At 69.6% G+C, this 23,930-nt stretch carries 19 protein-coding genes and 1 tRNA gene; 9 read left to right on the top strand and 11 right to left on the bottom strand.

All coding sequences use genetic code 11. From position 1 onward, the window contains the following. Positions 1-292 precede the first annotated feature (292 nt). From ADL25_RS11970 to ADL25_RS11950, 5 genes are all read left to right on the top strand, one after another. Entirely contained in the window at positions 293-1,615 is a 1,323-nt protein-coding gene (locus ADL25_RS11970) for an ABC transporter substrate-binding protein (protein ID WP_059127669.1), read from the top strand. 412 nt (positions 1,616-2,027) lie between these two features. After that, positions 2,028-3,026: a carbohydrate ABC transporter permease gene (locus ADL25_RS11965; protein WP_059127668.1), complete on the top strand. Its 999-nt coding sequence runs from the start codon at positions 2,028-2,030 to the stop codon at positions 3,024-3,026. A 14-nt stretch (positions 3,027-3,040) separates the two neighbouring features. Beyond that, entirely contained in the window at positions 3,041-3,961 is a 921-nt protein-coding gene (locus ADL25_RS11960; protein WP_059127667.1) for a carbohydrate ABC transporter permease, read from the top strand. 184 nt (positions 3,962-4,145) lie between these two features. Further along, on the top strand, positions 4,146-5,609 hold the full coding sequence (locus ADL25_RS11955; protein WP_059127666.1) for a GH1 family beta-glucosidase: 1,464 nt from the start codon (positions 4,146-4,148) through the stop codon (positions 5,607-5,609). 182 nt (positions 5,610-5,791) lie between these two features. After that, positions 5,792-6,847: a LacI family DNA-binding transcriptional regulator gene (locus ADL25_RS11950; protein WP_059127665.1), complete on the top strand. Its 1,056-nt coding sequence runs from the start codon at positions 5,792-5,794 to the stop codon at positions 6,845-6,847. A 526-nt stretch (positions 6,848-7,373) separates the two neighbouring features. On the opposite strand, the gene ADL25_RS11940 is transcribed toward ADL25_RS11950, so the two are convergent. The 4 genes from ADL25_RS11940 to ADL25_RS11925 all read right to left on the bottom strand — a co-directional run bounded on the left by ADL25_RS11940 (position 7,374) and on the right by ADL25_RS11925 (position 10,451). Beyond that, a tRNA-His gene (locus ADL25_RS11940) sits at positions 7,374-7,446 on the bottom strand. 125 nt (positions 7,447-7,571) lie between these two features. Next, positions 7,572-8,174, bottom strand: coding sequence for an oligoribonuclease (orn, locus tag ADL25_RS11935; RefSeq protein WP_059127663.1), 603 nt, complete (start codon positions 8,172-8,174; stop codon positions 7,572-7,574). A gap of 349 nt (positions 8,175-8,523) precedes the next feature. Next, positions 8,524-9,756 (bottom strand): helix-turn-helix domain-containing protein, encoded by a 1,233-nt coding sequence (locus tag ADL25_RS11930; RefSeq protein WP_059127662.1) that lies wholly within the window; start codon positions 9,754-9,756, stop codon positions 8,524-8,526. 377 nt (positions 9,757-10,133) lie between these two features. Beyond that, on the bottom strand, positions 10,134-10,451 hold the full coding sequence (locus tag ADL25_RS11925; RefSeq protein ID WP_234380878.1) for a hypothetical protein: 318 nt from the start codon (positions 10,449-10,451) through the stop codon (positions 10,134-10,136). A gap of 399 nt (positions 10,452-10,850) precedes the next feature. Between ADL25_RS11925 and ADL25_RS11920 the strand changes: the two genes are divergently transcribed. Beyond that, the gene (locus ADL25_RS11920; protein WP_059127661.1) at positions 10,851-11,378 is read left to right on the top strand and encodes a universal stress protein; all 528 of its coding nucleotides are present in this window, start codon (positions 10,851-10,853) and stop codon (positions 11,376-11,378) included. 239 nt (positions 11,379-11,617) lie between these two features. Further along, on the top strand, positions 11,618-12,181 hold the full coding sequence (locus tag ADL25_RS11915) for a GPR1/FUN34/YaaH family transporter (RefSeq protein WP_059127660.1): 564 nt from the start codon (positions 11,618-11,620) through the stop codon (positions 12,179-12,181). Positions 12,182-12,328: 147 nt separating this feature from the next. On the opposite strand, the gene glmS is transcribed toward ADL25_RS11915, so the two are convergent. Further along, a complete protein-coding gene (gene glmS, locus ADL25_RS11910; protein WP_059127659.1) occupies positions 12,329-14,146 on the bottom strand; it encodes a glutamine--fructose-6-phosphate transaminase (isomerizing) in 1,818 nt (605 codons plus the stop codon). Between the two features lie 53 nt (positions 14,147-14,199). Beyond that, entirely contained in the window at positions 14,200-14,457 is a 258-nt protein-coding gene (locus ADL25_RS11905) for a hypothetical protein (RefSeq protein ID WP_059127658.1), read from the bottom strand. 165 nt (positions 14,458-14,622) lie between these two features. Here ADL25_RS11905 and ADL25_RS11900 point away from each other — a divergent pair, with 165 nt between their 5' ends. Continuing rightward, complete coding sequence (locus ADL25_RS11900; protein WP_181923340.1) at positions 14,623-16,188, top strand: purple acid phosphatase family protein; 1,566 nt, start codon at positions 14,623-14,625, stop codon at positions 16,186-16,188. A 48-nt stretch (positions 16,189-16,236) separates the two neighbouring features. On the opposite strand, the gene ADL25_RS11895 is transcribed toward ADL25_RS11900, so the two are convergent. After that, a complete protein-coding gene (locus ADL25_RS11895) occupies positions 16,237-17,127 on the bottom strand; it encodes a DUF4429 domain-containing protein (RefSeq protein ID WP_059127656.1) in 891 nt (296 codons plus the stop codon). 95 nt (positions 17,128-17,222) lie between these two features. On the opposite strand from ADL25_RS11895, the gene ADL25_RS11890 reads away from it, so the two are divergent. Continuing rightward, positions 17,223-18,815: a beta-N-acetylhexosaminidase gene (locus ADL25_RS11890; RefSeq protein ID WP_324614045.1), complete on the top strand. Its 1,593-nt coding sequence runs from the start codon at positions 17,223-17,225 to the stop codon at positions 18,813-18,815. A gap of 68 nt (positions 18,816-18,883) precedes the next feature. Here the strand turns inward: ADL25_RS11890 and ADL25_RS11885 are convergent, their stop codons facing one another. Genes ADL25_RS11885 through desA form a run of 4 tightly spaced genes read right to left on the bottom strand, consistent with a single transcriptional unit; the run spans position 18,884 to position 23,898 of the window. Further along, entirely contained in the window at positions 18,884-20,656 is a 1,773-nt protein-coding gene (locus ADL25_RS11885; RefSeq protein ID WP_059127655.1) for an IucA/IucC family protein, read from the bottom strand. Next, positions 20,653-21,195 carry a GNAT family N-acetyltransferase gene (locus ADL25_RS11880; RefSeq protein ID WP_059127654.1) on the bottom strand — a complete coding sequence of 181 codons (543 nt, stop codon included), beginning with the start codon at positions 21,193-21,195 and terminating at the stop codon, positions 20,653-20,655. The genes ADL25_RS11885 and ADL25_RS11880 overlap by 4 nt, the downstream gene beginning before the upstream one ends. Further along, positions 21,192-22,472 carry a lysine N(6)-hydroxylase/L-ornithine N(5)-oxygenase family protein gene (locus tag ADL25_RS11875; RefSeq protein ID WP_059127653.1) on the bottom strand — a complete coding sequence of 427 codons (1,281 nt, stop codon included), beginning with the start codon at positions 22,470-22,472 and terminating at the stop codon, positions 21,192-21,194. The genes ADL25_RS11880 and ADL25_RS11875 overlap by 4 nt, the downstream gene beginning before the upstream one ends. Beyond that, entirely contained in the window at positions 22,456-23,898 is a 1,443-nt protein-coding gene (gene desA, locus ADL25_RS11870) for a lysine decarboxylase DesA (protein ID WP_059127652.1), read from the bottom strand. Before desA ends, ADL25_RS11875 begins: the two co-directional genes overlap by 17 nt. Positions 23,899-23,930 lie beyond the last annotated feature (32 nt).

Genomic DNA, 23,930 nt, shown 5'->3' with positions numbered 1-23,930 from the left:
GCGCAACAACGCTGTTTTCAAGTCTTGACACATGGCCCGCCAGGAAGGAGTCTTCCGGCATGCCGCGTGGGAGCGGTCCCACGGGTAGCCCCGGGGGTCGTCTCGCGCGGCCCCGAAGCACCGATGGCCTTTCCCTCTACCTCGCATGGCACACCGTTGACCAGCATCTTCGCACTGCACGCCCGTGCTGTGGGCTGGCCGCTGCTCGAACCGAGAGGGGCAGGTCCGGACCGTCGACCGCTGGCGGTCCGAATCCTGAGGTCCGTTCCCCACTGGAACAAGGAGTAGTGGAATGCGCATAACTGGCACCGGCGGCGGTCGCGGCCGCAGAGCGGCGGTCCTGACCACCTCGGTCCTGGCGGCCTCGGCCCTGCTGCTCACGGGCTGCAGCAGCGACGACGGCGATTCGGACGCCTCCGGCTCCGACGGCAAGATCACCCTCACCGTGGCGGACTTCGGGCAGTTCGGTTACAAGGAAGCCGATCTGTTCGCTCAGTACCACAAGCTCCACCCGAACATCACGGTGAAGGAAGAGACCACCGCCAACGAGCAGGACTACTACCCGAAGCTCCTTCAGCAGCTGAACACGGGCAGCGGTCTGGCGGATGTCACCGGCATCGAGGTCGGCCGCATCAAGGAGGTCGTCGACACCCAGGCCGACAAGTTCAGCGACCTGAGCAAGTCGATCAACGTGAGCGACTGGGTGTCCTGGAAGGAGAAGCAGGCCACCACGAAGGACGGCGCGGTCATCGGTGCGGGCACCGACATCGGTCCGATGTCGCTGTGCTACCGCAAGGACCTCTTCGAGAAGGCCGGTCTGCCGACCGACCGCGAGGCCGTCGCCAAGGCCGTCGCGGGCGGCTGGGAGGACTACCTCAAGCTCGGTGAGCAGTACAAGAAGAAGGCTCCCTCCGGGACCTACTTCATGGACTCCGCGAGCGCCATGTACAACGCGGTCGTCAGCTCGGACGCCAAGCAGTACTACGACGCCGAGGGCAAGCCGATCTACAAGGACAGCCCGGCCGTCCAGCAGGGCTGGAACCTGGCCGCCGAGGCCGCCTCGAAGAAGCTGACCCAGGGCCTGCCGCAGTTCACCGACGCCTGGACGGCCGCGCTGCGCAAGGGCTCCGTGGCCACCGTGGCGTGCCCCGCGTGGATGGCCAACCAGATCTCCAACAACTCCGGTGACGCCTACAAGGGCAAGTGGGACATCTCCCGCGCCCCCGGTTCGACCGCGGCCAACTGGGGTGGCTCGTTCCTGGCCGTCCCGAAGAGCGGCAAGCACGTCAAGGAGGCCACCGACCTGGTGAAGTGGCTGACGGCCGCCGAGCAGCAGGCCGCCGTGTTCAAGGCGGCCGGCATCTTCCCGTCGAACCAGGGCGCCTACGAGCTCCCCGACGTGAAGGACGCCAAGCTCGCCTACTTCAGTGACGCCCCCATCGGCCAGATCTACGCCGAGGAGGCCAAGACCATTCCCGAGGCGGTGCTCGGCCCGAAGGACGGCGTGATCAAGGACACGATCTCCACGCAGATCAACAACATGGAGCAGCGGGGCACCAAGCCCGCTGACGCGTGGAAGGCCGCGACCGAGACGATCGACAAGGCGATCGGCTGACGCGCGCCGGTGCGGGCGGCTCCGCGGCCGCCCGCACCGGCCCGGGCGCGAAGTCCGGTCCGGCGGATCCCACGGCAGGAAGGGTCCGTTCCGAGTCCGGCCGAGTGCCCGGCTCCGTACGGGCGGAGAGCGTCGCGGCGCCCGCCGGCGCGGCCCCTGGTGCAGCGCCGGACGCGCCATGTGGTCCCTCCGCCCGCCGGTGCACGTCCGGCAGCGCGATCGGGTCCGGCACCTGAGCCACAGGGCCGGGCATCCGGCGGCCGGGTCCCGCACCGCACGGACTTCAAGGCCAGGGCGCGCAGCGGGCCGGTGCCCGAACCGACGTGCTTCGCGGCGCGTCGGGACCGGCGCCCGGCCCTGGACGCGTCTGCGGCCCCGTACCCGGCCGAACCCCCAGAGAAGGACTTCCTCCGTGGCAACAACAACCCCCACCCGGGGCGCCTACAGCCCGCCGCCCGGCGGCTCCGGCGCCGCGTCGAACGGAAGCGATCGGCGATCGTGGCGCAGTCGGCTCTGGCGCTTCGACGACCTGGCCTCCCCCTACGCGTACATCGCCCCCTTCTTCCTCATCTTCGGCGCCTTCGGGCTCTATCCGCTCCTCTACACCGGCTGGATCGCCCTGCACCGGGTGGAGATGACGAGCCTCAGCCAGTCCGAGTGGGTGGGCTGGGACAACTTCGCCAAGATCCTCCAGGACTCCGAGTTCTGGACGGCCGTCGCCAACACCTTTGTGATCGGTGTCATCTCGACCGTCCCGCAGCTGCTCGTCGCACTGGGCCTCGCTCATCTCCTCAACTACAAGCTGCGCGCCAGCACCTTCTGGCGGACGGTGATCCTCACCCCGTACGCCACCTCGGTGGCGACCGCGGCCCTGGTGTTCGCCCTGGTCTTCCGGGCCGACGGCGGCCTGCTCAACTGGGCGCTGCACTTCGTCGGGTTCAGCAACATCGACTGGGGCAACGGTGAGTGGACGTCCAAGATCGCTATCTCCGTCATCGTGATCTGGCGGTGGACCGGCTACAACGCGCTGATCTATCTCGCGGCCATGCAGGCCGTGCCGACCGATCTGTACGAGGCTGCCTCGATCGACGGGGCGACGCGGTGGCAGCAGTTCCGCAAGGTGACGATTCCCTCGCTGCGGCCGACGATCCTCTTCACGATCGTCATCTCCACCATCGGTTCCATGCAGCTCTTCGGTGAGCCGCTGCTGCTGCAGGGCGGAACCCTCGGCTCGATCGGTGGCAACGAGCACCAGTACGAGACGCTCAGCATCTATCTCTTCAACTACGGCTGGAAGCTGGGGCACCTGGGTCCGGCCGCGGCCGTGGCCTGGGCGATGCTCGTCCTGCTGCTGCTCATCGCCCTGATCAACTGGATCGTCAGCCGGTTCGTGCGCAAGAGCGCGGCCTGACGGGAGCGAAATCGATGACCACGACCAGTCCCACCAAGACCGCACCGACCCTCCTCCCGGCCGGACAGCCCCGGACCGAGGGCACGGGCCGCAGCCGTTTCAAGCTCGGCGCCGGCCAGCAGCTCAAGGGCGGCCCGCTCACCTACGCGGCCCTCGTCATCGTCGGCCTGGGCTCGCTCTTCCCCCTGTACTGGACCCTGGTGGCCGCCTCGCATGACCAGCAGCGGGTCCTCGACACCCCGCCGCCGCTCGTGCCGGGCGGCCGTCTGTGGAGCAACCTCCAGTCGGCCTGGGAACAGGCGCACCTGGGGAAGGCCATCGTCAACAGCATCATCGTGTCCGGCTGCATCACGGCGGCGACGCTGTTCTTCTGCACCCTCGCGGGCTACGCCTTCGCCAAGATGCGCTTTCGCGGGCGCGGCGCCCTGATGACCGCCGTCATCGCCACGCTGACCATTCCGCCGCAGCTCAGCGTCGTTCCGCTCTTCATGATGATGTCGGACATCGGATGGGGCGGAAAGCTGGAGTCGGTGATCTTCCCGACCCTCGTCGGTGCCTTCGGCGTCTTCTTCATGCGGCAGTACCTCTTGGAGGCCCTGCCGTACGAGCTCATCGAGGCGGCCAAGGTGGACGGTGCGAGCAACATCCGGATCGTCTGGAACGTCGTCCTGCCCGTGGCCCGGCCCGCGATGATGGTGCTGGGCATGCTCACGTTCGTGCAGGCGTGGAACGACTTCTTCTGGCCCTTCCTGGCCCTGAACCAGGAGAACCCCACCATCCAGGTGGCCCTCGGCCAGCTCAGTGCCTCCTACACCCCCGACCAGAGCATCGTCATGGCCGGAGCCCTGATCAGCACGCTGCCGCTGCTGCTGGTGTTCGTGATCTTCGGCAAGCAGATCGTCGGAGGCATCATGGCGGGCGCCGTGAAGGGCTGACCCCGTCCACGCCGGGCCGGCGCCCCGGCAGCCCACGCGCCTGCCCCGTCATCCGCCGTCCGGTGGGACCCGCCCCGCACGCAGGCTCCACCGGACGGCCGCCCGGCCCGCGCTCGGCCCGCATCCTCCTCTCGCCGGACCACTGTCCGGCCTTTTCACCCGATACTTTGGGAGCGTTCTCACGATGACCGCAGTACGACCCGAGGCGACCCCCCTGTCGGCTCCGGCCACCTCCTTCCCCCAGGGCTTCACCTGGGGCGCCGCCACCGCCGCCTACCAGGTGGAGGGTGCCGCCACCGAGGACGGCCGCACCCCGTCCATCTGGGACACCTACAGCCACACCCCCGGAAGGGTCCGCAACGGGGACACCGGGGACATCGCCGCCGACCACTACCACCGCTACCGCGACGACGTGGCGCTGATGAAGGACCTCGGCCTCAAGGCGTACCGTTTCTCCATCTCCTGGTCCCGGGTGCAGCCCACCGGGCGCGGACCCGCCGTCGAGCGTGGCCTGGACTTCTACCGCCGGCTCACCGACGAGCTGCTGGAGGCGGGCGTCACCCCCGTGGCCACGCTCTACCACTGGGACCTGCCCCAGGAGTTGGAGGACGCGGGCGGCTGGCCGCACCGCGACACCGCATACCGTTTCGCCGAGTACGCCGACATCATGGCCCGGACCCTCGGTGACCGGATCGGGGTGTGGACGACCCTCAACGAGCCGTGGTGCTCGGCGTTCCTCGGCTACGGCTCCGGTGTGCATGCGCCCGGCCGGACCGACCCGGCGGCCACCCTGCGCGCCGCCCACCACCTCAACCTGGCCCACGGCCAGGCGATCGGGGCGCTGCGCGCGGTTCTGCCCGCGTCCGCGCAGACCTCCATCACCCTCAACCTGCATCAGGTGCGCCCGCTCACCGACAGCGCCGACGACGCCGAGGCCGCCCGCCGTATCGACGCGGTCGGCAACCGGGTCTTCACCGGTCCCATCCTGGACGGGGCGTATCCCGAGGACCTGCTCGAGGACACCGCGCGCATCGTCGACTGGGGCAGCCTGGTGCACGACGGCGACCTGGCGGAGATCTCCCGCCCCATCGACGTGCTCGGCGTCAACTACTACTCGCCGACCGTGGTCTCGCTTGCGACCGAGGGCGCCGGCACCACCAAGAACGACGGTCACGGTGCGAGCGACCACTCGCCGTGGACCGGCTCCGACCACGTCGCCTTCCACCTCGCCAACAACAACCTGACGGCGATGAACTGGGCCATCGACCCCAGCGGGCTGCACACCCTGCTGACCGACCTCTCGAAGTCGCACCCGGAACTGCCGCTGATGGTCACGGAGAACGGTGCCGCCTTCGACGACTACATCTCGCCCGAGGGCGTGGTGAACGACCCGCAGCGGATCGCCTACCTCCACGCCCACCTGGACGCGGTGCGCAGGGCCATCGCCGACGGGGCCGACGTCCGCGGCTACTTCCTGTGGTCCCTGCTGGACAACTTCGAGTGGTCCTACGGCTACTCGAAGCGCTTCGGCACGGTCTACGTCGACTACTCGACCCAGCGCCGCATCCCCAAGGCGAGCGCCCACTGGTACGCGGACGTGATCCGCAGGAACGCGCTGCCCGCAGTCGACGAGCAGAACAACGGCTGATCAACCGGCCGAGGGGCGTCACCGCTCAGTGGCGGCGCCCCTCACGGGTGCCCCACGGCCGGGCGTGCCCGCCGGCGGAGGATGATGGGAGCGGGGGCGTCAGGACAGGGACTGTTACATTCCTGGCCGAACGGCCGCGAACACGATCCTGGCCTGGCGGCTGCGAACGGGAGGCGGAGACCATGGCAGTCAACGCAGGGCGGGGACGGAACGGTCGACGGCCGACACTGGAGGAGGTCGCCGCACGCGCCGGTGTCGGCCGGGGCACTGTCTCCCGGGTGATCAACGGCTCGCCCCGGGTCAGCGACGCGACGCGGGCGGCCGTCGAAGCGGCCGTCGCGGAACTGGGCTACGTCCCCAACACGGCTGCCCGCGCCCTCGCGGCCAACCGTACGGACGCGATCGCCCTCGTCGTCCCCGAGCCGGAGACCCGGTTCTTCGCCGAACCGTACTTCTCCGACATGCTGCGCGGGGTGGGTGCCGAACTCTCGGACACCGAGATGCAGTTGCTGCTGATCTTCGCGGGCAACGACCGTGAACGCCGAAGACTGGCCCAGTATCTGGCGGCCCACCGGGTCGACGGCGTCCTGCTGGTCTCGGTGCACGCCCACGATCCGCTGCCCGACCTCCTGTTGCAGCTCGACATCCCGGCCGTGATCAGCGGCCCGCGCTCGGAGCACGAGGCGCTGCCCTCGGTGGACTCCGACAACTACGGCGGCGGCCGTTCGGCCGTCGAGCACCTGATCGACCGCGGCCGTGCGCAGATCGCCACCATCACCGGCCGCCTCGACGTCTATGGCGCGCAGCGACGCATCGACGGCTACCGCGACGCCCTGCGGGAGGCGGGTCGGGAGGTGGACGAAGGCCTGATCCTGCCGGGTGACTTCACGGAGGAGGGCGGCCGCCGCGCCATGACGGAACTCCTCGCCCGCCGCCCCGACGTGGACGCGGTGTTCGCGGAGTCGGACGTGATGGCGGCGGGTGCCCGCCAGGTGCTGCGCGAGGCGGGCCGGCGCATCCCGGACGACGTGGCCCTGGTGGGCTACGACGACTCGGCGATAGCCCGCCACATGGATCCGCCCCTGACGAGTGTGCGCCAGCCGATCGAGGAGATGGGCCGCGCGATGATCGACCTGCTGCAGGACGAGATAGCGGCCCCCGGCCCGTCGGTCTCGCGGGGCCCGGCCCCCCGCCAGGTGGTCCTGCCTACGGAGCTGGTGGTGCGCGCGTCCTCCTGAGCAAGGAGGCGGCCGTGAGCGCGAGTTCGCCGCGGTGCGGCCGGGGGTAGGGTGCGGCCGCACGATCGGGCCGTGCCGGCCATGGGATCCGTCGTGCCAGGGCGTGCCGGACGTGCAGTGTGCCGTGGGCGTCCGGGTGGAAGCCCACGGCCATGTGCTGCGGGGCGGGATCGAGGACGATCGGGCGGTGCTCGTGCCGGCCCCGGGGCGGGAGACGGGACCGGTGCGGGAGACCGGGCCGGGCCGTCGCCAGGGCCGAGCGCGAGGCTCGCCCAGTAGACCCGCGCGTGCATCCGGACCGCACACCACCTACGCGGCCGACCGGGGCGCGCAGGCGGAGCGGGGTGTCGCGCTCGGGGCGCGGCGCATGCAGTGGGACCGGTGTCCCGAGGCCCCCGACTTCGTGCGGCCGGAGGACCCGGACTGCAACCGGTTCTGCGTCAGAAACGCCGGCCGGGATACGGAAGGCGCCGGAAACGCAATCGGTCGGTGACCCGCTCCCACGGGTCACCGACCGACTTCGAAGGGTGAGTGACGGGACTCGAACCCGCGACATCCTGGACCACAACCAGGTGCTCTACCATCTGAGCTACACCCACCATGACCGGTGTTCTTCAAGTGGTTCCCCCACCGGCCGAGAAAAAGTGTACAGGGTCCGAAGGGGTGCTCGCGCCAGCGTTTCTCCGAGGTCCGTCAGGGTCTCGTCAGGGCCGAGGGGAAACCGCTACCGGGCGGGCAGCACATGACGGGCCGCGATCGTGCGCGCCGTGTCCGAATCGGGACCCGGCTGCGGCACGAAGATCGCCTCGCGGTAGTAGCGCAACTCCGCGATGGACTCCCGGATGTCGGCCAGTGCCCGGTGGTTCCCGTTCTTCTCGGGACTGTTGAAGTACGCGCGCGGATACCAGCGGCGGGCCAGCTCCTTGATCGAGCTGACATCCACGATCCGGTAGTGGAGGTAGCCCTCGAGCGTCGGCATGTCGCGGGTCAGAAAGCCGCGGTCGGTGCCGACGGAGTTGCCGCACAGCGGGGCCTTGCCGGGTTCCTTGACGTGCTCCCTCACATACGCGAGGACCTGCTCCTCGGCGTCGGCGAGCGTCGTACCGGCCGCCAGCTCCTCGAGCAGTCCCGAGGAGGTGTGCATCTGACGCACCACCTCCGGCATCGTCTCCAGCGCCGCGTCCGGGGGCCGGATCACGATGTCCACCCCCTCGCCGAGTACGTTCAGCTCGGAGTCGGTGACCAGCGCGGCCACCTCGATGAGCGCGTCGTCGGACAGCGAGAGTCCGGTCATCTCGCAGTCGATCCACACCATGCGATCGTTCATGTGTCCCACCTTATGGCCCTGCCGGGCCGTGCGGACCGCTCCTGCATGCGGGAATGCGGCTGCGAGCACTCCGGCGGGGGTCCGGGAACCGGGGCGTCCTCGCCATCGGCCCACCGCTCCGCGGGCCGGCGGGGCGGCCAGGAGCCCGTGAGAGCGGCCGGAAACCCTGCACGGTCCCCCCGAAGGCGGCCGGGCACGGCGGAGTGCCGGGAAGCGCCCGGGCCGCGGCGTGGGACGCGTCACACGACCCACGGTCCCGGAGACCTTTCAGGACGTGCGCGGGCCGAGCGGGATCCGGTGGCCTGTACGGCCTTCCCGGCTCCCGCCCGTGCCCGGCGGCACCGCGGTGTCAGTGCGCGCTGCGCTGGCCGGGCAGTCCGCCGCGGCTCGCCGCGTACAGCTCCGGGACGTGCTTGCCGTTGTCCGTGGAGACGGATGCGGAGGGGCCGAGTGCGCTCGCGGCCGCGGTGCGGCGGGTCTGCATCGGCACCGGGGCGGCCTCCTGCGGGACATGCGGTGACGTCGTTCCTCCGGTGCCGTCCGTGTCCCCCGGACGGTCGCCCTGCGGGCGGCGTGCCCGGTACGCGGCCCGGTACGCGGCGGGCGACGAGCCGAGCTGGCGCCGGAAGTGTCCGCGCAGCGCGACCGGCGAGCGGAATCCGCAGCGCCCGGCGACCTCGTCGACCGAGTAGTCCGAGGTCTCCAGCAGCCGCTGTGCCTGGAGCACCCGCTGGGTGATCAGCCACTGCAGCGGCGCGCTGCCCGTGAGCGAGCGGAAGCGTCGGTCGAACGTCCGCCGGCTCATGTACGCGCGTGCCGCGAGCGTCTCCACGTCGAACTGTTCGTGGAGGTGCTCCAGGGCCCAGGCGACGACCTCCGCGAGCGGGTCGGCGCCGATCTCCTCGGGTAAAGACCTGTCGAGGTAGCGCTCCTGACCGCCGCTGCGGCGCGGCGGGACCACCAGACGCCGGGCGAGCGCGCCGGCCGCCTCGTTGCCGTGGTCCGTGCGCACGATGTGCAGGCAGAGGTCGATGCCCGCAGCGGTGCCGGCGGACGTCAGCACGTCGCCGTCGTCCACGAACAGTTCGCGCGGATCGACGTGCACCGACGGATAGCGCTTGGCCAGCGTCGGCGCATACATCCAGTGTGTGGTGGCCGGGCGGCCGTCCAGCAGTCCGGCGGCGGCCAGGACGAAGGCGCCGGTGCACAGCCCGACGATGCGGGCGCCTTCCTCGTGGGCGCGGCGCAGTGCGTCCAGTGCCTCCTCCGGCGGCGGTGAGGTGATCGACCGCCAGGCCGGCACGACGACGGTGCCCGCCCGCGAGATCGCCTCGAGGCCGTACGGCGCGGTGAGTTCCAGGCCCCCTGTGGTCCGCAGCGGGCCCTCCTCGCCACTCGCCACCAGCAGTCGGTAGCGCGGCACTCCGGCGTCCTGGCGGTCAATCCCGAACACCGACAGCGGTATGGAACTCTCGAAGATGGGGCCGCCGCTGAACAGCAGCACCGCAACGATCTCCTTGCGCCGTCGCCCGGACAGTTTCCGGGCCGCGGCATCCGGCGCGGCAGTGGAGTCGTGGCTCATCCTGCTAAGCCCCCCTCGGTGGTCGCGGCTCCTCGGTTGTGTCGTTCCTGCACGTTTCCCCTCGGTCCTGCACGAGTCCCCCGCCGTAGACAGTCATGATCGAATCTACTGTGTCCCGTGGTGCCAGCGTGACCAGTTCACCATCCGGCACATTGTCGACATGGCAACTTGGCGTGAAGCATTCGATCACGAAGCGTTGCACTCGTAGGCCGTGCAGGGAAGTGCGCCTCGCCTCGGTGGCCAATCCGCATAGGGTGCGCGCGCCTTCGGGGACCCTTTCGGTGCAGGTCGAACGGGGGGTGGCGGGGTGTTCGACGCTCCCGTGCGCAGGGTCGAGAAGTTGGCTGAAAAGAAGCGGGGGCGTGCGCGGAAACCGGTCAGTCGACCGGAGCGCTTTCCCCAGTGTGACGCCCGCCCCTGTGCGCCCCCGTTCCGGTCCCGCTGTGCCGTCCGCCGAGCGGTGTGCGCTCCTCGGCCCTCAACTGCGCCGCGCCGCGCTCCGACTGCCGCAGCAGCGCGCGACATGCCGAGGTGACGGCCGTCAGACCCAGCGCCGCGCTGATCGCCGCGGCCGTCGAGATGCCGTACCAGACGAGCACCAGGGGGACCAGGACGCAGCAGAAGGCCGCCCAGCGGACCACATCGCTCGCCCTGTCCGGCTCGGGGTGCTTCCGGGCGATGCGGGGTGCGGACACGACATGCTCCCTAAAGCGGTGGGTCACCGGAATCAACGCGTCCCCGCCCGGCGGGTCACTGCCGGATCCCGCGGGACACGGCTTCGCGCCCCGGCGCACGGCACCGGACCGCGCGCCGGGGCGCGAAGCCGTTCCGGTTCCTGAGTGAACCCTGGGCAAACCGCCTGTACGGGGCAGCAGCCATTGCGTTACGGGTGCCCCCTCGTGCATGCTCCCTGGAACCCCGCGAAGGGGGTCTCCCGGTTCGAGCGGAGCAGCGAGCCGGGGTGTGCGCGGGATCTGGGCTAAGGAGGCGTGCCGCCGTACCCTTGGGGGTATGGGGTTGGGAAGATGATTCCCGGACACAGCTCCGCTGCTCACTGTCGTCCCACCCACGAGGATCACAACGCCGAGACACCCATGGCCGGTCAAGAATTCTTCGATCCCGCGGACCGCAAGCGCCCCGTCGCCGACCCCACGGCGGCCGAGCCCTTGGCGGCGGAAGAACCACGCACGTCCTGCGACCCCGCATTCAAACACGGTGTGGTGGTCGGCTTCGACGGCTCGACGTCCAGCGAGCGCGCCCTCGCGTACGCCATCGGCATGGCCCACCGCTCCGGTTCGGGCCTGATCATCGTCCACGTGGCCAACCGGCTGCCCACCACGGTGTGGGCCGGCTGTGAACCCCCGGTCTTCGTCGACGTCCCGGACCACCGCACCGAGGTGCTCGGGCTGGAACTCGCCTGCGCGGAGCACCTTGCCGAGGTTCCGTGGATCCTAGTGGAGCGCGGCGGCGACATCTGCCACGAACTCGAGGAAGTGGGGCGGGAGTACGAGGCGGACGCGATCGTCGTCGGCTCCACGCACGGCATAGTCGGCAGGATCTTCGGCTCGGTGGCCGGACGCCTCGCCAAGCGCGCCAAGCGCCCTGTGATCGTCATCCCCTGACGCTTCTTCAGCAGGCCGTTCCCGGCGGAGCTTTGGGCCGCCCTCGGCGGGCGCTGCGGCAGCCCGGGCGTTGTCATTCCGCAACTCGGCGTTGGCCCAGGTGAGATGACCCGCGGGTAGTGCCGTCCCCTTTGCATGACCGCGTAAATCTACTGGCGCGTAGAGGTGTTTGTGCCTTTGTGAAGGGCATATATCGGTCACCGCACAACCCGTACAAGCAGGACAGAAGGGAGCCCGCCGTGGACAACGACGTCTCTGCGGGAAGCACCACCTCGATCGTCGGCCGACTGGCGCTGGGCGTCACACTGCTGGCCTTCGGTCTCGGAACCACCAAGGTGATCGACGGTGTGACGACGGCCGACGCCGTGTCACTGGCCCACTATGTCGGCGGCGTGGCCCTGTTCCTCGTCGGCCTGCTCGCTTTCCGCGACCGCGACACCGCCACGGGTACGGCCTTCGCGGCGCTCGGCGCCCTGTGGTTCACCTGGGCCGTCGGGGCCGGCAGTCAGGTGTCGGACAACGCGGCCGGACTGTTCCTCCTGCTGTTCGCCCTGGTCGCGCTGAGCCTTGCGCTCGGGGCCGGCGGCGTCCTCGACCAGGCCACCTACGGGCTGCTCTGCGCCTCGATGCTCCTGCTCGCCGTGGCGGGCTTCGCGTACAGCGACTCCCTGGGCAAGGTCGGCGGCTGGTTCGCGGTGGCCGCGGGTGCGGTCGCCTGGTACGCGGCGACGGCGGTACTGGCCAAGTGGCCGACGGCCCTACCGCGACGTGCTGCGGGCCGGGGGGTGACGGCCGCCGGCTGACGCAGCGCCGGGCCGGGAAAGAAGGGTCCCCCCGTCGGCGGAGGCTGGCGATACGGGGGAGGGCGGTCCCGGCCCCGAAATGAGCGACCCCCTGTGCTGGTGGCACACAGGGGGTCGTTCACATGCGGGCCGGTGAGCCGGGAGCCGCTACTCCACCGTCACCGACTTGGCCAGGTTGCGCGGCTTGTCGATGTCCCGACCGAGCGCCAACGCCGTGTGGTAGGCGAGGAGTTGGAGCGGAATGCCCATCAGGATCGGGTCCAGCTCGTCCTCGTTCTTCGGGACGACGATCGTGTGGTCGGCCTTCTCCTGCTCCCGGTGGGCGACCGCGAGGATCCGGCCGCTGCGGGCCTTGATCTCCTCCATGGCCGCGCGGTTCTTCTCCAGCAGGTCGTCGTCCGGCACGATGGCGACGGTCGGAAGGGCCGGCTCGATCAGCGCCAGCGGGCCGTGCTTGAGCTCGGAGGCCGGGTAGGCCTCGGCGTGGATGTACGAGACCTCCTTCAGCTTCAACGAGGCCTCGCGGGCCACCGGGTAGCCGCGCACGCGCCCGATGAAGAGCATCGAGCGGGCCTCGGCGAACTGGTCCGCGAGCTGTTTGATCTCCTCCTCCTGCTTGAGGATCTCGGAGATCTGCTCGGGCAGCCTGCGCAGACCCTCGATGATCCGCTTGCCGTCGCGCACGGACAGATCGCGCGTGCGGCCGAGGTGCAGGGCGAGCAGAGCGAAGGCGACGGTGGTGTTGGTGAAGCACTTGGTGGACACCACGCACACCTCGGGCCCGGCGTGGACGTACATACCGCCGTCCGCCTCACGCGCGATCGCCGAACCGACCACGTTGACGATGCCCAGCACCCGCGCGCCCTTGCGCTTCAGCTCCTGCACGGCGGCCAGCACGTCATAGGTCTCACCCGACTGGGAGACCGCGACGTACAGCGTGTCGGGGTCCACCACCGCGTTGCGGTAGCGGAACTCCGAGGCCGGCTCGGCGTCCGCCGGGATACGGGCCAGCTCCTCGATCATCTGGGCGCCGATCATGCCCGCGTGGTACGAGGTGCCGCAGCCGAGGATCTTCACCCGGCGCACGGCGCGCGCCTCCCGGGCGTCCAGGTTCAGGCCGCCGAGGTGCACGGTGGAGAACCGGTCGTCGATGCGGCCGCGCAGCACCCGGTCCACGGCGTCGGCCTGCTCGTGGATCTCCTTGTGCATATAGGTGTCGTGGCCGCCCATGTCGTAGGACTCGGCCTCCCACTCCACGGTGGTCGGCTCGGCCGTCGTACGGGTGCCCTCGGTGGTGTACGTGCGGAAGTCGTCGGCCTTGAGGGTGGCCATCTCGCCGTCGTCGAGGGTGACTATCTGGCGGGTGTGGGTGACCAGCGCGGCGACGTCGGAGGCGACGAACATCTCCTTCTCGCCGATGCCGAGCACGACGGGGGAGCCGTTGCGGGCCACCACGATGCGGTCCGGGAAGTCGGCGTGCATCACGGCGATCCCGTAGGTGCCCTCGACGACCCGCAGCGCCTGGCGGACCTTCTCCTCCAGGGTCTCGGCCTGCGAGCGGGCGACGAGATGGGTGAGGACCTCGGTGTCGGTCTCGGAGAGGAACTCGACGCCGTCCGCCTCCAGCTTCCTGCGCAGCTCGGCGGCGTTGTCGATGATGCCGTTGTGGACGACGGCGACCTTGTTGTCGGCCGACATGTGCGGGTGGGCGTTCACGTCGGAGGGGGCGCCGTGCGTGGCCCAGCGGGTGTGGGCGATACCGATGGTGCCCTTGAAGCGCGCGGGGACCTTGGCCTCGAGGTCGCGGACCCGGCCCTTGGCCTTGACCATCTTCAGGCCGACCGTCTTCGGCGAGGTCACGACGATGCCCGCCGAGTCGTAGCCGCGGTACTCGAGTCGCTGCAGGCCTTCCAGCAGCAGCGGAGCCACGTCACGCCTACCGATGTATCCGACGATTCCGCACATATATGTCCCTGATCTCCCTTTTGCCTCGTTGTGGTGAAGTGCCCCTCGGCGTCTCAGCCGTAGACGATGCGGCGCAGCTGCCGGAGCGTGAGCTCGGGAGGTGCCACCGCGCGGTACTTCAGATCCGCCTCGATCCGTTCGAAGATCGTCGCGTTCACCAGGCCCTGGGCCTGCAGCTCGCGATGGCGGCGACGGACGAAGTCCTCGGTCGTCTCGTCGAAGAAGGCGAGCACGTCCTGGACCACACGCAGCGCCTCGCCCCGGTTGAGGGGCGTGGATCGCATCAGGTGATCAACAAGTTCGTCGTGCACCCGGTAGATCCTGGGGTACGGACGCCGGAATCGCAAGAATCATGCCCGATTTCGGGCAGGGTGCAGTTGAAACTCTTATGGGTCCTTGTTTGACCGCTGTCCATTCTGCGTCTTGCGTCACGTTGCTCATGTGGAGGAAGTTCGGGCCACATGGACATACCTCGTATGGGAGTTCCCGAGAAGCTCGCGGCCGACATGAGCATGGCTGAGCAGCACGAGTACCTGCGCGCGAGATTCTCACGGCGCACGATGATGAGAGGCGGTGCCGTCACCCTCGGTGCCGTCGCGGGTGGCGCGTTCGTCCCGGGCGCCACCGCCCAGGCGGCCGTCCCGGCCCAGCGCACGGCCCCGGCGACCGAGTCCGTCGACGGTGCTCTCGTCGCCCCCTTCGGGCGCCACCTGGCCTTCGGCAACGACCCGCGCACCGAGATCACGGTCTCCTGGCAGGTCCCGGTCGCCGTCAAGAACCCGTTCATCCGGATCGGTGCCCACCCCTGGGACCTCTCCCGCAAGATCTCGGCGGAGGTCCGCACCCTGTACACCCCGGCGGGTGTCGGGGCCAGCGGCGACCACACGCAGTACTACCTGCACGCCAAGCTCACCCACCTGCGTCCCGGCCAGACCTACTACTACGGAGTCGGCCACGCGGGCTTCGACCCGGCCGAGCGCCATCTACTGGGCACCCTCGGCACCTTCACCACCGCCCCCTCGCATGCCGAGCCGTTCACCTTCACGGCGTTCGGCGACGAGGGCGTCAGCTACCACGCGCTGGCCAACAACAGCCTGCTCCTCGGCCAGAACCCGGCCTTCCACCTGCACGCCGGCGACATCGCCTACGGCGACCCGGCGGGCCAGGGCAGAAAGGACGACACCGGCTTCGACTCGCGCGTGTGGGACCAGTTCCTGCTCCAGACGGAGTCCGTCGCCAAGCAGGTCCCCTGGATGCCGGCCTACGGCAACCACGACATGGAGGCCTGGTACTCGCCCAACGGATACGGCGGCGAGGAAGCGCGCTGGACCCTGCCGGACAACGGACCGGACAAGGAGAACCTGCCGGGCGTCTACTCCTTCGTCTACGGCAACACGGCGGTCATCTCGCTGGACGCCAACGACGTCTCCTTCGAGATCCCGGCCAACCTGGGCATCTCCGGCGGCACCCAGACCAAGTGGCTGGAGGCCCAGCTCAAGAAGTACCGGGCGAGCCACGACGTCGACTTCATCGTCGTCTTCTTCCACCACTGCGCCTACTGCACCTCCACGTCGCACGCCTCGGAGGGCGGAGTGCGACAGGAGTGGGTGCCGCTGTTCGAGAAGTACACCGTGGACCTGGTCATCAACGGCCACAACCACCAGTACGAGCGCACCGACGTCATCAAGGCGGGCGCGGTCACCAAGAAGCTCCCGATCGGCGGTACGGCGTACTCCGAGTCCGAGGGCGTCGTGTACGTCACGGCGGGCGCGGCGGGCCGCAGCCTCTACGCCTTCAGTGCCCCCCTGTCGTACGAGGGCCACGAGAACGAGGTCGAGTCGGTGGCCTCCTTCATCAACGCCAAGGACGGCAAGGTCAACGAGAACGTCACCTGGTCGCGCGTGCGCTACCTCGACTACTCGTTCCTGCGTGTCGACGTCACGCCCGCGTCCCGGGGGCGCTACGCCACGCTGAAGGTGCGCGGCATCGCCGAGTCCGGTGAGCAGGTCGACCACTTCACCGTGGCACGCCGGGCCAAGTAAGGACGCCGCCCCGCCCGCAGGGCGGAACGTGCCGACGGCGGGCGGTCCTCACATCCGCTTGAGGACCGCCTGCTTGGCCGTCGTGAACTCCTCGTCCGTCAGGACGCCTGCCCGGTGCAGGTCGCCGAGCTCCCGCAGACGGCGCAGCAGGGCGTCGTGGGCGTCCTCGACGGCAGGCGGCGGAGCCTGGGCGGGCAGGGTGAGCTGCTTGCCCGCCGGCCGTACGTCGTCCACGGGTGCGGCGGGGTGCGGCAGCCGCGCCTGCACGGCGGCCGCGACGAGCGCCATCAGCGGGTCCTTCTTGAAGCCCCACAGCTCCACCGCGTGAGGGTCGTACTTCGGCGGCGCCTTGGTCTCGGAGCCGCGCACGGTGAAGCGCAGGTAGCCGTTCTCCAGGCCCGCCGTCGGCTGCCAGGTCACGGCGGTGATGTCGGTCACGGCGAGCGTGCGGGCACCTCCGGCCGACTTCGCCTCCTCCGTCTTCCAGTTCCACTCCAGCCGGACGCGCTCGCCGTCGAAGCTCGCCGTGCCGTCGCCGGCGGAAACGGACAGCGGGACGGAGGGACCGGGCAGCAGATAGCTCTCGGCCGGAGTGGACGGCACCTGGTCCAGCACGATCGCGGTGCGCACCTCGTCCGCCAGGTACTCGGCGACGCCGTAGCGGTCGGACTCCACGGTGAGCCGGAAGGGGTCGTCGGACTCCGCGAGCCTGCCCCCGGTCGCCTGCAGCAGCGGGTCGGCGCCGTCGCGCAGGCGCAGCCTCAGCCGCCCCGACTTCCGGCCCTGCTCGAACGATATGCCCGCCAATGCGCCCAGCGGGACGGTGAGTTCACCCAGGGTCCGGCGCAGCAGACTGACGCCCCTGTCCCGGCCCGGCGTCAGCCGCAACGTGTCACCGTCGAAGGCCCACGTGCCGTCCTTCTGGATGATTTCCGCCATGAGGGTGATTGTTCCATCGAGTGTGCGAGAGAGTGGTCTATACCCATCGGGTCCGGGCCGGACGAGCCCGTGAACACTCGTGGAAGGGAGCGCATGTGAGACTGCACCACAGAACGCCCCGCCTCCTCGGTACGCTGCTGCTCATGGCGGCTGCCGGACTCTCCGTCGCAGTCGGTGCGACACCCGCCGCAGCCGACCGCCCCGCGGCCCCTGCGGTCCGGGTGGTCCCGGCACCGGCCTCGGTCGAGACGGCCGGTTCCCCGTACCGGATCACCCGCGGCACGCAGATCCACGTCGACGACTCACGCGCGGCGCGCCAGGTCGGCGACTATCTGGCCGACGTCCTGCGGCCATCGACGGGCTACCCCCTGCAGGTCACGACGCACGGTTCCGGCGGCATCCGACTCCGTCTTGTCGGTGGTCCGTTCGGCGACGAGGGCTACCGCCTCGACAGCGGCGCACACGGGGTCACGATCACCGCCCGCGAGCCCGCCGGGCTCTTCCACGGCGCGCAGACCCTGCGCCAGCTCCTGCCCGCGGCCGTCGAGCAGAAGACCGCGCAACCCGGGCCATGGACGGTACAGGGTGTCACCATCAAGGACTCCCCGCGCTACGGCTACCGCGGCGCCATGCTCGACGTCTCCCGTCACTTCTTCACCGTCTCGCAGGTGAAGCGCTACATCGACGAGCTGGCCCTCTACAAGATCAACACCCTGCACCTGCATCTGAGCGACGACCAGGGCTGGCGGATCGCCGTCGACTCCTGGCCGCGCCTCACGACCCACGGCGGTTCGACCGAGGTGGGCGGCGGCAAGGGCGGCTACTACACCAAGGCGCAGTACAAGGAGATCGTCCGTTACGCGGCCTCGCGCTATCTGGAGGTCGTCCCGGAGATCGACATGCCGGGCCACACCAACGCCGCCCTGTCCTCGTACGCCGAGCTGAACTGCGACGGCGTGGCGCCCCCGCTCTACACGGGAACCGAGGTCGGCTTCAGCTCGCTGTGCGTGTCCAAGCAGCTGACGTACGACTTCGTGGACGACGTCGTACGCGAGCTGGCCGCGATCACCCCGGGCCGCTACATCCACATCGGCGGCGACGAGGCCCATTCCACCAGCCACGACGACTACGTGTCGTTCGTGGACCGCGTACAGCCGATCGTCGCCGAGTACGGCAAGACGGTGATCGGCTGGCACCAGATCACCGGCGCACACCCGGTCAAGGGCGCCCTCGCGCAGTACTGGGGGCTCGACGACACCGGCGCCGACGAGAAGGCGCAGGTCGCCGAGGCGGCACAGAACGGCACCCGGTTGATCCTGTCCCCGGCAGACCGTCTCTACCTCGACATGAAGTACACCGAGGACACGCCGCTCGGCCAGGACTGGGCGGGACTGGTGGAGGTCCGGCGCTCCTACGACTGGGACCCGGGCAGCTACCTGCCGGGGGCGCCGGCCTCGGCGATCGCCGGTGTCGAGGCACCGCTGTGGAGCGAGACGCTCGTCACGAGCGCCGACATCGACTACATGGCCTTCCCGCGGCTGCCGGGTGTGGCCGAACTGGGCTGGTCGCCGGCCTCCACCCACGACTGGAACGACTACCGGGTGCGGCTCGCGGCGCAGGCGCCCCGCTGGGAGGCACTCGGGATCGGGTACTACAGGTCGCCGCAGGTGCCCTGGCCCACCCGATAGGCGAGGACATCGGAACGGGCACCCCGGTGGACCGTACACCGGGGTGCCCGCCCGTCCGTGTGGGCCCGCTACAGGCCCGCGATCGGGTTCCTCAGGTTCCCGACCAGCTGGAGTGCCGCCGAGGGATCGGCCAGGTCCACCATCTGCCGGTTGTCGCGCAGCTGGAGCCGGTTGAGGCAGGACAGCGCGAACTCCGGGGCGAACATGTCGTACTGCCGGAACCTGTCGGCGAGCTGGGGGTTGGCGTCCTGGTACTCGTGGACCGTCTCGGCGACCGTCCGCCAGAAGTCCCGCTCCTCCAGTACGCCCTCGGCGGCGAGATGGGCGGCGACGAAGCGCAGGAAGCAGTCGAAGACGTCCGTGAAGATCGACAGCAGCTTCTGGTCCTCCGGGACCTCGACACGGATCCGCGCCACCTCCGGGGGCAGCACCGCGTCCGGGTCCATGACCGCGATCTCCTCGGCTATGTCCTTGAAGATCGCGCGCTGCACGACGCCGTCCCTCAGGACCAGGATGACGTTCTCGCCGTGCGGCATGAAGACCAGATCGTAGGCGTAGAAGCTGTGCAGCAGCGGGGTGAGGTACGCCCGCAGATAGCGGCGCAGCCACTCGGTCGGCACGAGCCCCGAGCGCTCGATCAGCGCACCCGCGAAGGACGCGCCCCGGTGGTCGGCATGGGCGAGGGACGCCATGGTCGCGAGGGTCTCGCCCGGCCGGAGCGAGGCGACGGGACTCTCGCGCCACAGGGCCGCGAGCATCTTGCGATAGGGGGAGTAGCGGTCGGTGGCGGCCTCGTACTCCAGGTGGCGGTAGCCGACGGCCGCCCGCTCGCGAATGATCGTGAGACCGGTCGACCTCAGCACCGGATCGCTCTCGATGAGCCGCTCCAGCCAGTCGTTGATCGCCGGGGTCGCCTCCATGTAGGCGGCCGAGAGACCGCGCATGAAGCCCATGTTCAGGACGGACAGGGCCGTCTTCACATAGTGCTTCTCCGGATTGCTCGAGTTGAAGAAGGTCCGTATGGACTGCTGGGCCAGGTACTCGTCGTCGCCCTCGCCGAGGCAGACGAGGTGGCGCCGGGCGACCTCGGCGGCGAAGGTGACGGTGAGCTTGTTCCACCACTGCCACGGGTGGACCGGTATGAGGAGGTACTCGGCCGGGTCGAGGCCCTGGCGGGTGAGCTGCCCATGGAAGCGCTCGACCGTCGCGGCCCCCAACTCCTGGCGCAGAAAGGACTCGTACTCGACGCCCACGCCCGCCGTGAACGCCGCCCGTGAGCGGTGTGCGGCCAGCCACACCAGCCGGACGGGGCTCGCGGTCTCGGGCGCGTAGGACAGGTACTCGTGGATGCCGAAGCCGAGCCGCCCGTTGTTGGCGACGAAACAGGGGTGGCCCTCGGTCATCCCGGTCTCGATGTCCTGGAAGCCGCTCGCGGCCAGCTCGGCGGCGCTGAGCTGCGGTTTGGTGAGCTTGTAGCAGGTGCCGGAGAGGGTGGAGGAGATCTCCTCCAGATAGACCGGGAGCACCTCGTCGCTCAGCCCGAGGGCGTGGCGCAGCTCGATGAAGAAGTCCAGTGCCGCGAGCGGGAGTTCGGCGTCCTCCCGATGGCGGGTGATCGAACCGGGGTCGACCTGCCAGTGGTCGAGGGTGCCGACGGTCGCCGCGAACCGGTAGCGGGTGCGCCCGTCGTCGCTGCGGACGAGGTAACGGCCGCTGGGCTCCGGCTCGGGGACGAGCAGGCGCTCGTGCGCGAACTCGGCGAGGGCCTTGCGTACCAGCAGGCGGTTGGCCTTCTCCCAGCGTTCGGGGGAGAGGTGGGAGACCGCGTCGGCGAGGGTCATGCCGCCACCGCCCTCTCGAACTGCGCACGGGTGCAGAAACTGAGCAGCGCCGTCTTCTCCGGCTTGAGGATCTCGCGCTCGGGCACGAACCCGACGGCCGCGTTCAGGGCGTGCACGGCCGTGTTGTGGACGTCGGGCTCGACGACGACGCGTGCGGTCGCCGGGTCGTCGAACAGACGCCCCATCACGGCGGTGATGACGGCCCGGGTGAATCCGTGCACCGGGGTCTCGGCCGGCGCGACCAGGAAGTGCATGCCGACGTCGCCGGGCCGGGGCTCGTACAGGCCGACCAGCTCCCGGTGGGCCGGGTCGTACCTCTCCATCAGGAAGGCGGGCTTCCCGTCGTGCAGCCCGATGAGGGCGTCCTGGTGCTCGTCGGCCGCGATCTCCATGTAGGCGCGTTCGACGTCCTCGAGCCTGGCCTCCTGCATCATCCAGAAGGCCGCCTTGGGGTGCGTCACCCAGCCGTGCAGGAGCTCGGCGTCCTCGAGGGGGTCGAGGGGGCGGAAGGCGAGGGTGCCGAGGGTGGTCGTGCTCATACTGCGAACTCCTGGAAGGCGATGGACTTCTCGACGGGGTAGTACTCGGTGCCGAGCAGCTCACGGATGATGTACGCGTTCCGGTACGGGCCCATGCCCAGGTCGGGACTGGTGATGCTGTGCGTGTGCACACCGGCGTTCTGCAGGAAGACGCCGCTGCCCGTGGTGTCGATGGAGTAGTTCCGGGCCACGTCGAAGTTGCCGTGCCGGTCGTAGCGCAGCCGGTCGCGGACCGGCTTCAGGAACTCCGGCTCGGTGTACCTGTAGCCGGTGGCGAGGATCAGGCCCTGGGAGCGGAGCTCGAAGTCCTTCTCCTGCTCCTCCTGGCGGAAGCCGAGCGTGTACCGGCCGTCGTCGTCGTAACGGGCACTGACCAGGGCCGAGTTCGTCAGGAGCCGGGTGGGGACCGGCCCGTCGAGGTTCTTCTGGTACAGCAGGTCGAAGATCTCGTCGATCAGGTCGCCGTCGATGCCCTTGAACAGCCCCTTGTGCTGTTCGGTGAGGCGGTAGCGGGTCCGCTCGGGCAGTCCGTGGAAGTAGTCGATGTACTCGGGGGAGGTCATCTCCAGCGTGAGCTTGGTGTACTCCAGCGGGAAGAAGCGCGGTGAGCGGGTGACCCAGTTCAGCTGGTAGCCGTGGAGGTCGATCTCGGAGAGCAGGTCCTGGTAGATCTCGGCGGCGGACTGCCCACTGCCCACCAGCGTGATCGACTCCTTGGCCTGGAGCCGGTGCTTGTGGTCCAGATACCGGGAGTTGTGGATGAGGTCGCCGGCGAGGCCGCGGCAGGACTCCGGGATGTAGGGAGGGGTGCCCGTGCCGAGGACCAGACGGCGTGCCCGGTACGCGCCGCCCGACTGCGTACGGACGACGTACGCCTCGCCCTCGTACGTCACCTCGGTGACCGTGGTGCCGAAGCGGACGTTGCCCAGCTTCGAGGCGGCCCAGCGGCAGTAGTCGTCGTACTCGACGCGCAGGGGATAGAAGTTCTCCCGGATGTAGAACGCGTACAGCCGGCCCTGCTCCTTCAGGTAGTTGAGGAAGGAGTACGGGGAGGTCGGGTCGGCCAGGGTGACCAGGTCCGACATGAACGGGGTCTGGAGATGGGCGCCGTCCAGGAACATCCCCGAGTGCCATTCGAAGGTGGGCTTCGACTCCAGGAAGACGCCGTCCAGTCCGGCGATCGGCTCGGTGAGACAGGCGAGGCCGAGATTGAAGGGGCCGAGCCCGATCCCCACGAAGTCGTACGTCCTGTCGGTGGCTTCAGCAAGCGCGGTCAAGGGACTCTCCCAGGTACTGCTCGGCGTGGCCGGCGATCAGATGGAGGACCGCGGAGATGTCGTCTGCCGTCGTCTCGGGGTTGAGCAGGGTGAACTTCAGGTAGTGGCGGCCGCCGACCTTGGTGCCCGCGACCACGGCGTCGCCGGAGGCGAACAGGGCCTTGCGGGCGTACAGGTTGGCGCGGTCGATCTCGGCGGGGTCGGTGACGGCCGTCGGGATGTAGCGGAAGACCAGGGTCGACAACTCCGGCCGGACCACGACGTCGAAGCGCGGGTCGACGGCCAGCAGCTTCCAGCCCTCCTGCGCCAGTTCGCACACCTCGTCGAAGAGCTGTCCGATGCCGTCGGCGCCCATCGTGCGCAGGGTCAGCCACAGCTTGAGTGCGTCGAAGCGGCGGGTGGTCTGCAGGGACTTGTCGACCTGGTTGGGGATGCGCTCCTGGACCATACGTCGGGGGTTGAGGTACTCCGCGTGATAGGTCGCGTGGCGCAGGGCGGCGGCGTCCCCGACCAGCACGGCGGAGGAACTCACAGGCTGGAAGAAGGACTTGTGGTAGTCGACGGTGACCGAGTCGGCGCGCTCGATGCCGGCCAGGCGGTCCCGGTGCTTGAGGGAGGCCAGCAGCCCGCAGCCGTAGGCCGCGTCCACGTGCATCCACACACCCGACCGCGCACTCAGCTCGGCGATCTCGGGCAGCGGGTCGATGGAGCCGAAGTCCGTGCTGCCCGCGGTCGCGACGACGGCCATCGGGACCAGACCGTCCTGGACGCAGCGATCCAGCTCGCGGGCGAGGGCCACGGTCCGCATGCGCCTGTCGGGGCCGACGGGGACGGAGACCACCGCGTCGGGGCCGAGGCCGAGCAGTTTCGCCGACTTCTTCACGCTGAAGTGGCTGACCTCGGACGTGAAGATCCTCAGCCGCCCGAGGTCGTCGGTCTTGGCCTCTTCGCGGGCCAGGAGCAGCGCCTGGAGGTTGGACTGGGTGCCTCCGGAGGTGAACACGCCGTCGGCGGCCGGGCCGAGGCCGAGACGTCCGGTCGTCCAGTCGATGAGCCTGCGCTCGATGAGGGTGCCGCCCGCCGACTGGTCCCAGGTGTCGAGGGAGGAGTTGACGGCGGACAGGACGGCCTCGCCCAGTACGGCCGGGATGACGACCGGGCAGTTGAGATGGGCGAGATAGCGGGGGTGGTGGAAGTAGATCGCGTCGCGGAGGTAGAGCTCCTCCAACTCGTCCAGGGCGGCCGAGGTGTCGTGCAGCGGGCGGTCCAGGTCGATCCCCTCGATGCGGGGGGCGAGGGCGTCGACCGTGATGCCGGTGAACGGACGGTCGGTGGCGGCGAGTTTGGCGGCCACCCGCTCGACTCCTTCGGTCACGGAACGGCGGTAGTGCTCCGCGGTCAGGTCATTGAGCAGGTGCGAGCGCATGTGGAGGCCTCCCGGTGGGGACAGTCCGTGCG

Source organism: Streptomyces sp. NRRL F-5122 (assembly GCF_001507435.1).
Lineage (GTDB): Bacteria > Actinomycetota > Actinomycetes > Streptomycetales > Streptomycetaceae > Streptomyces > Streptomyces lannensis.
This window is presented reverse-complemented; position numbering and strand designations above follow the sequence as displayed.

Bases quoted from the DNA above. Each gene is read 5' to 3' on its own strand.
- ADL25_RS11970 (WP_059127669.1), top strand. From the start codon at position 293: ATGCGCATAACTGGCACCGGCGGCGGTCGCGGCCGCAGAGCGGCGGTC.
- ADL25_RS11960 (WP_059127667.1), top strand. From the start codon at position 3,041: ATGACCACGACCAGTCCCACCAAGACCGCACCGACCCTCCTCCCGGCC.
- ADL25_RS11955 (WP_059127666.1), top strand. From the start codon at position 4,146: ATGACCGCAGTACGACCCGAGGCGACCCCCCTGTCGGCTCCGGCCACC.
- ADL25_RS11950 (WP_059127665.1), top strand. From the start codon at position 5,792: ATGGCAGTCAACGCAGGGCGGGGACGGAACGGTCGACGGCCGACACTG.
- orn (WP_059127663.1), bottom strand. From the start codon at position 8,174: ATGAACGATCGCATGGTGTGGATCGACTGCGAGATGACCGGACTCTCG.
- ADL25_RS11930 (WP_059127662.1), bottom strand. From the start codon at position 9,756: ATGAGCCACGACTCCACTGCCGCGCCGGATGCCGCGGCCCGGAAACTG.
- ADL25_RS11920 (WP_059127661.1), top strand. From the start codon at position 10,851: ATGGCCGGTCAAGAATTCTTCGATCCCGCGGACCGCAAGCGCCCCGTC.
- glmS (WP_059127659.1), bottom strand. From the start codon at position 14,146: ATGTGCGGAATCGTCGGATACATCGGTAGGCGTGACGTGGCTCCGCTG.
- ADL25_RS11900 (WP_181923340.1), top strand. From the start codon at position 14,623: ATGGGAGTTCCCGAGAAGCTCGCGGCCGACATGAGCATGGCTGAGCAG.
- ADL25_RS11895 (WP_059127656.1), bottom strand. From the start codon at position 17,127: ATGGCGGAAATCATCCAGAAGGACGGCACGTGGGCCTTCGACGGTGAC.
- ADL25_RS11885 (WP_059127655.1), bottom strand. From the start codon at position 20,656: ATGACCCTCGCCGACGCGGTCTCCCACCTCTCCCCCGAACGCTGGGAG.
- ADL25_RS11880 (WP_059127654.1), bottom strand. From the start codon at position 21,195: ATGAGCACGACCACCCTCGGCACCCTCGCCTTCCGCCCCCTCGACCCC.
- desA (WP_059127652.1), bottom strand. From the start codon at position 23,898: ATGCGCTCGCACCTGCTCAATGACCTGACCGCGGAGCACTACCGCCGT.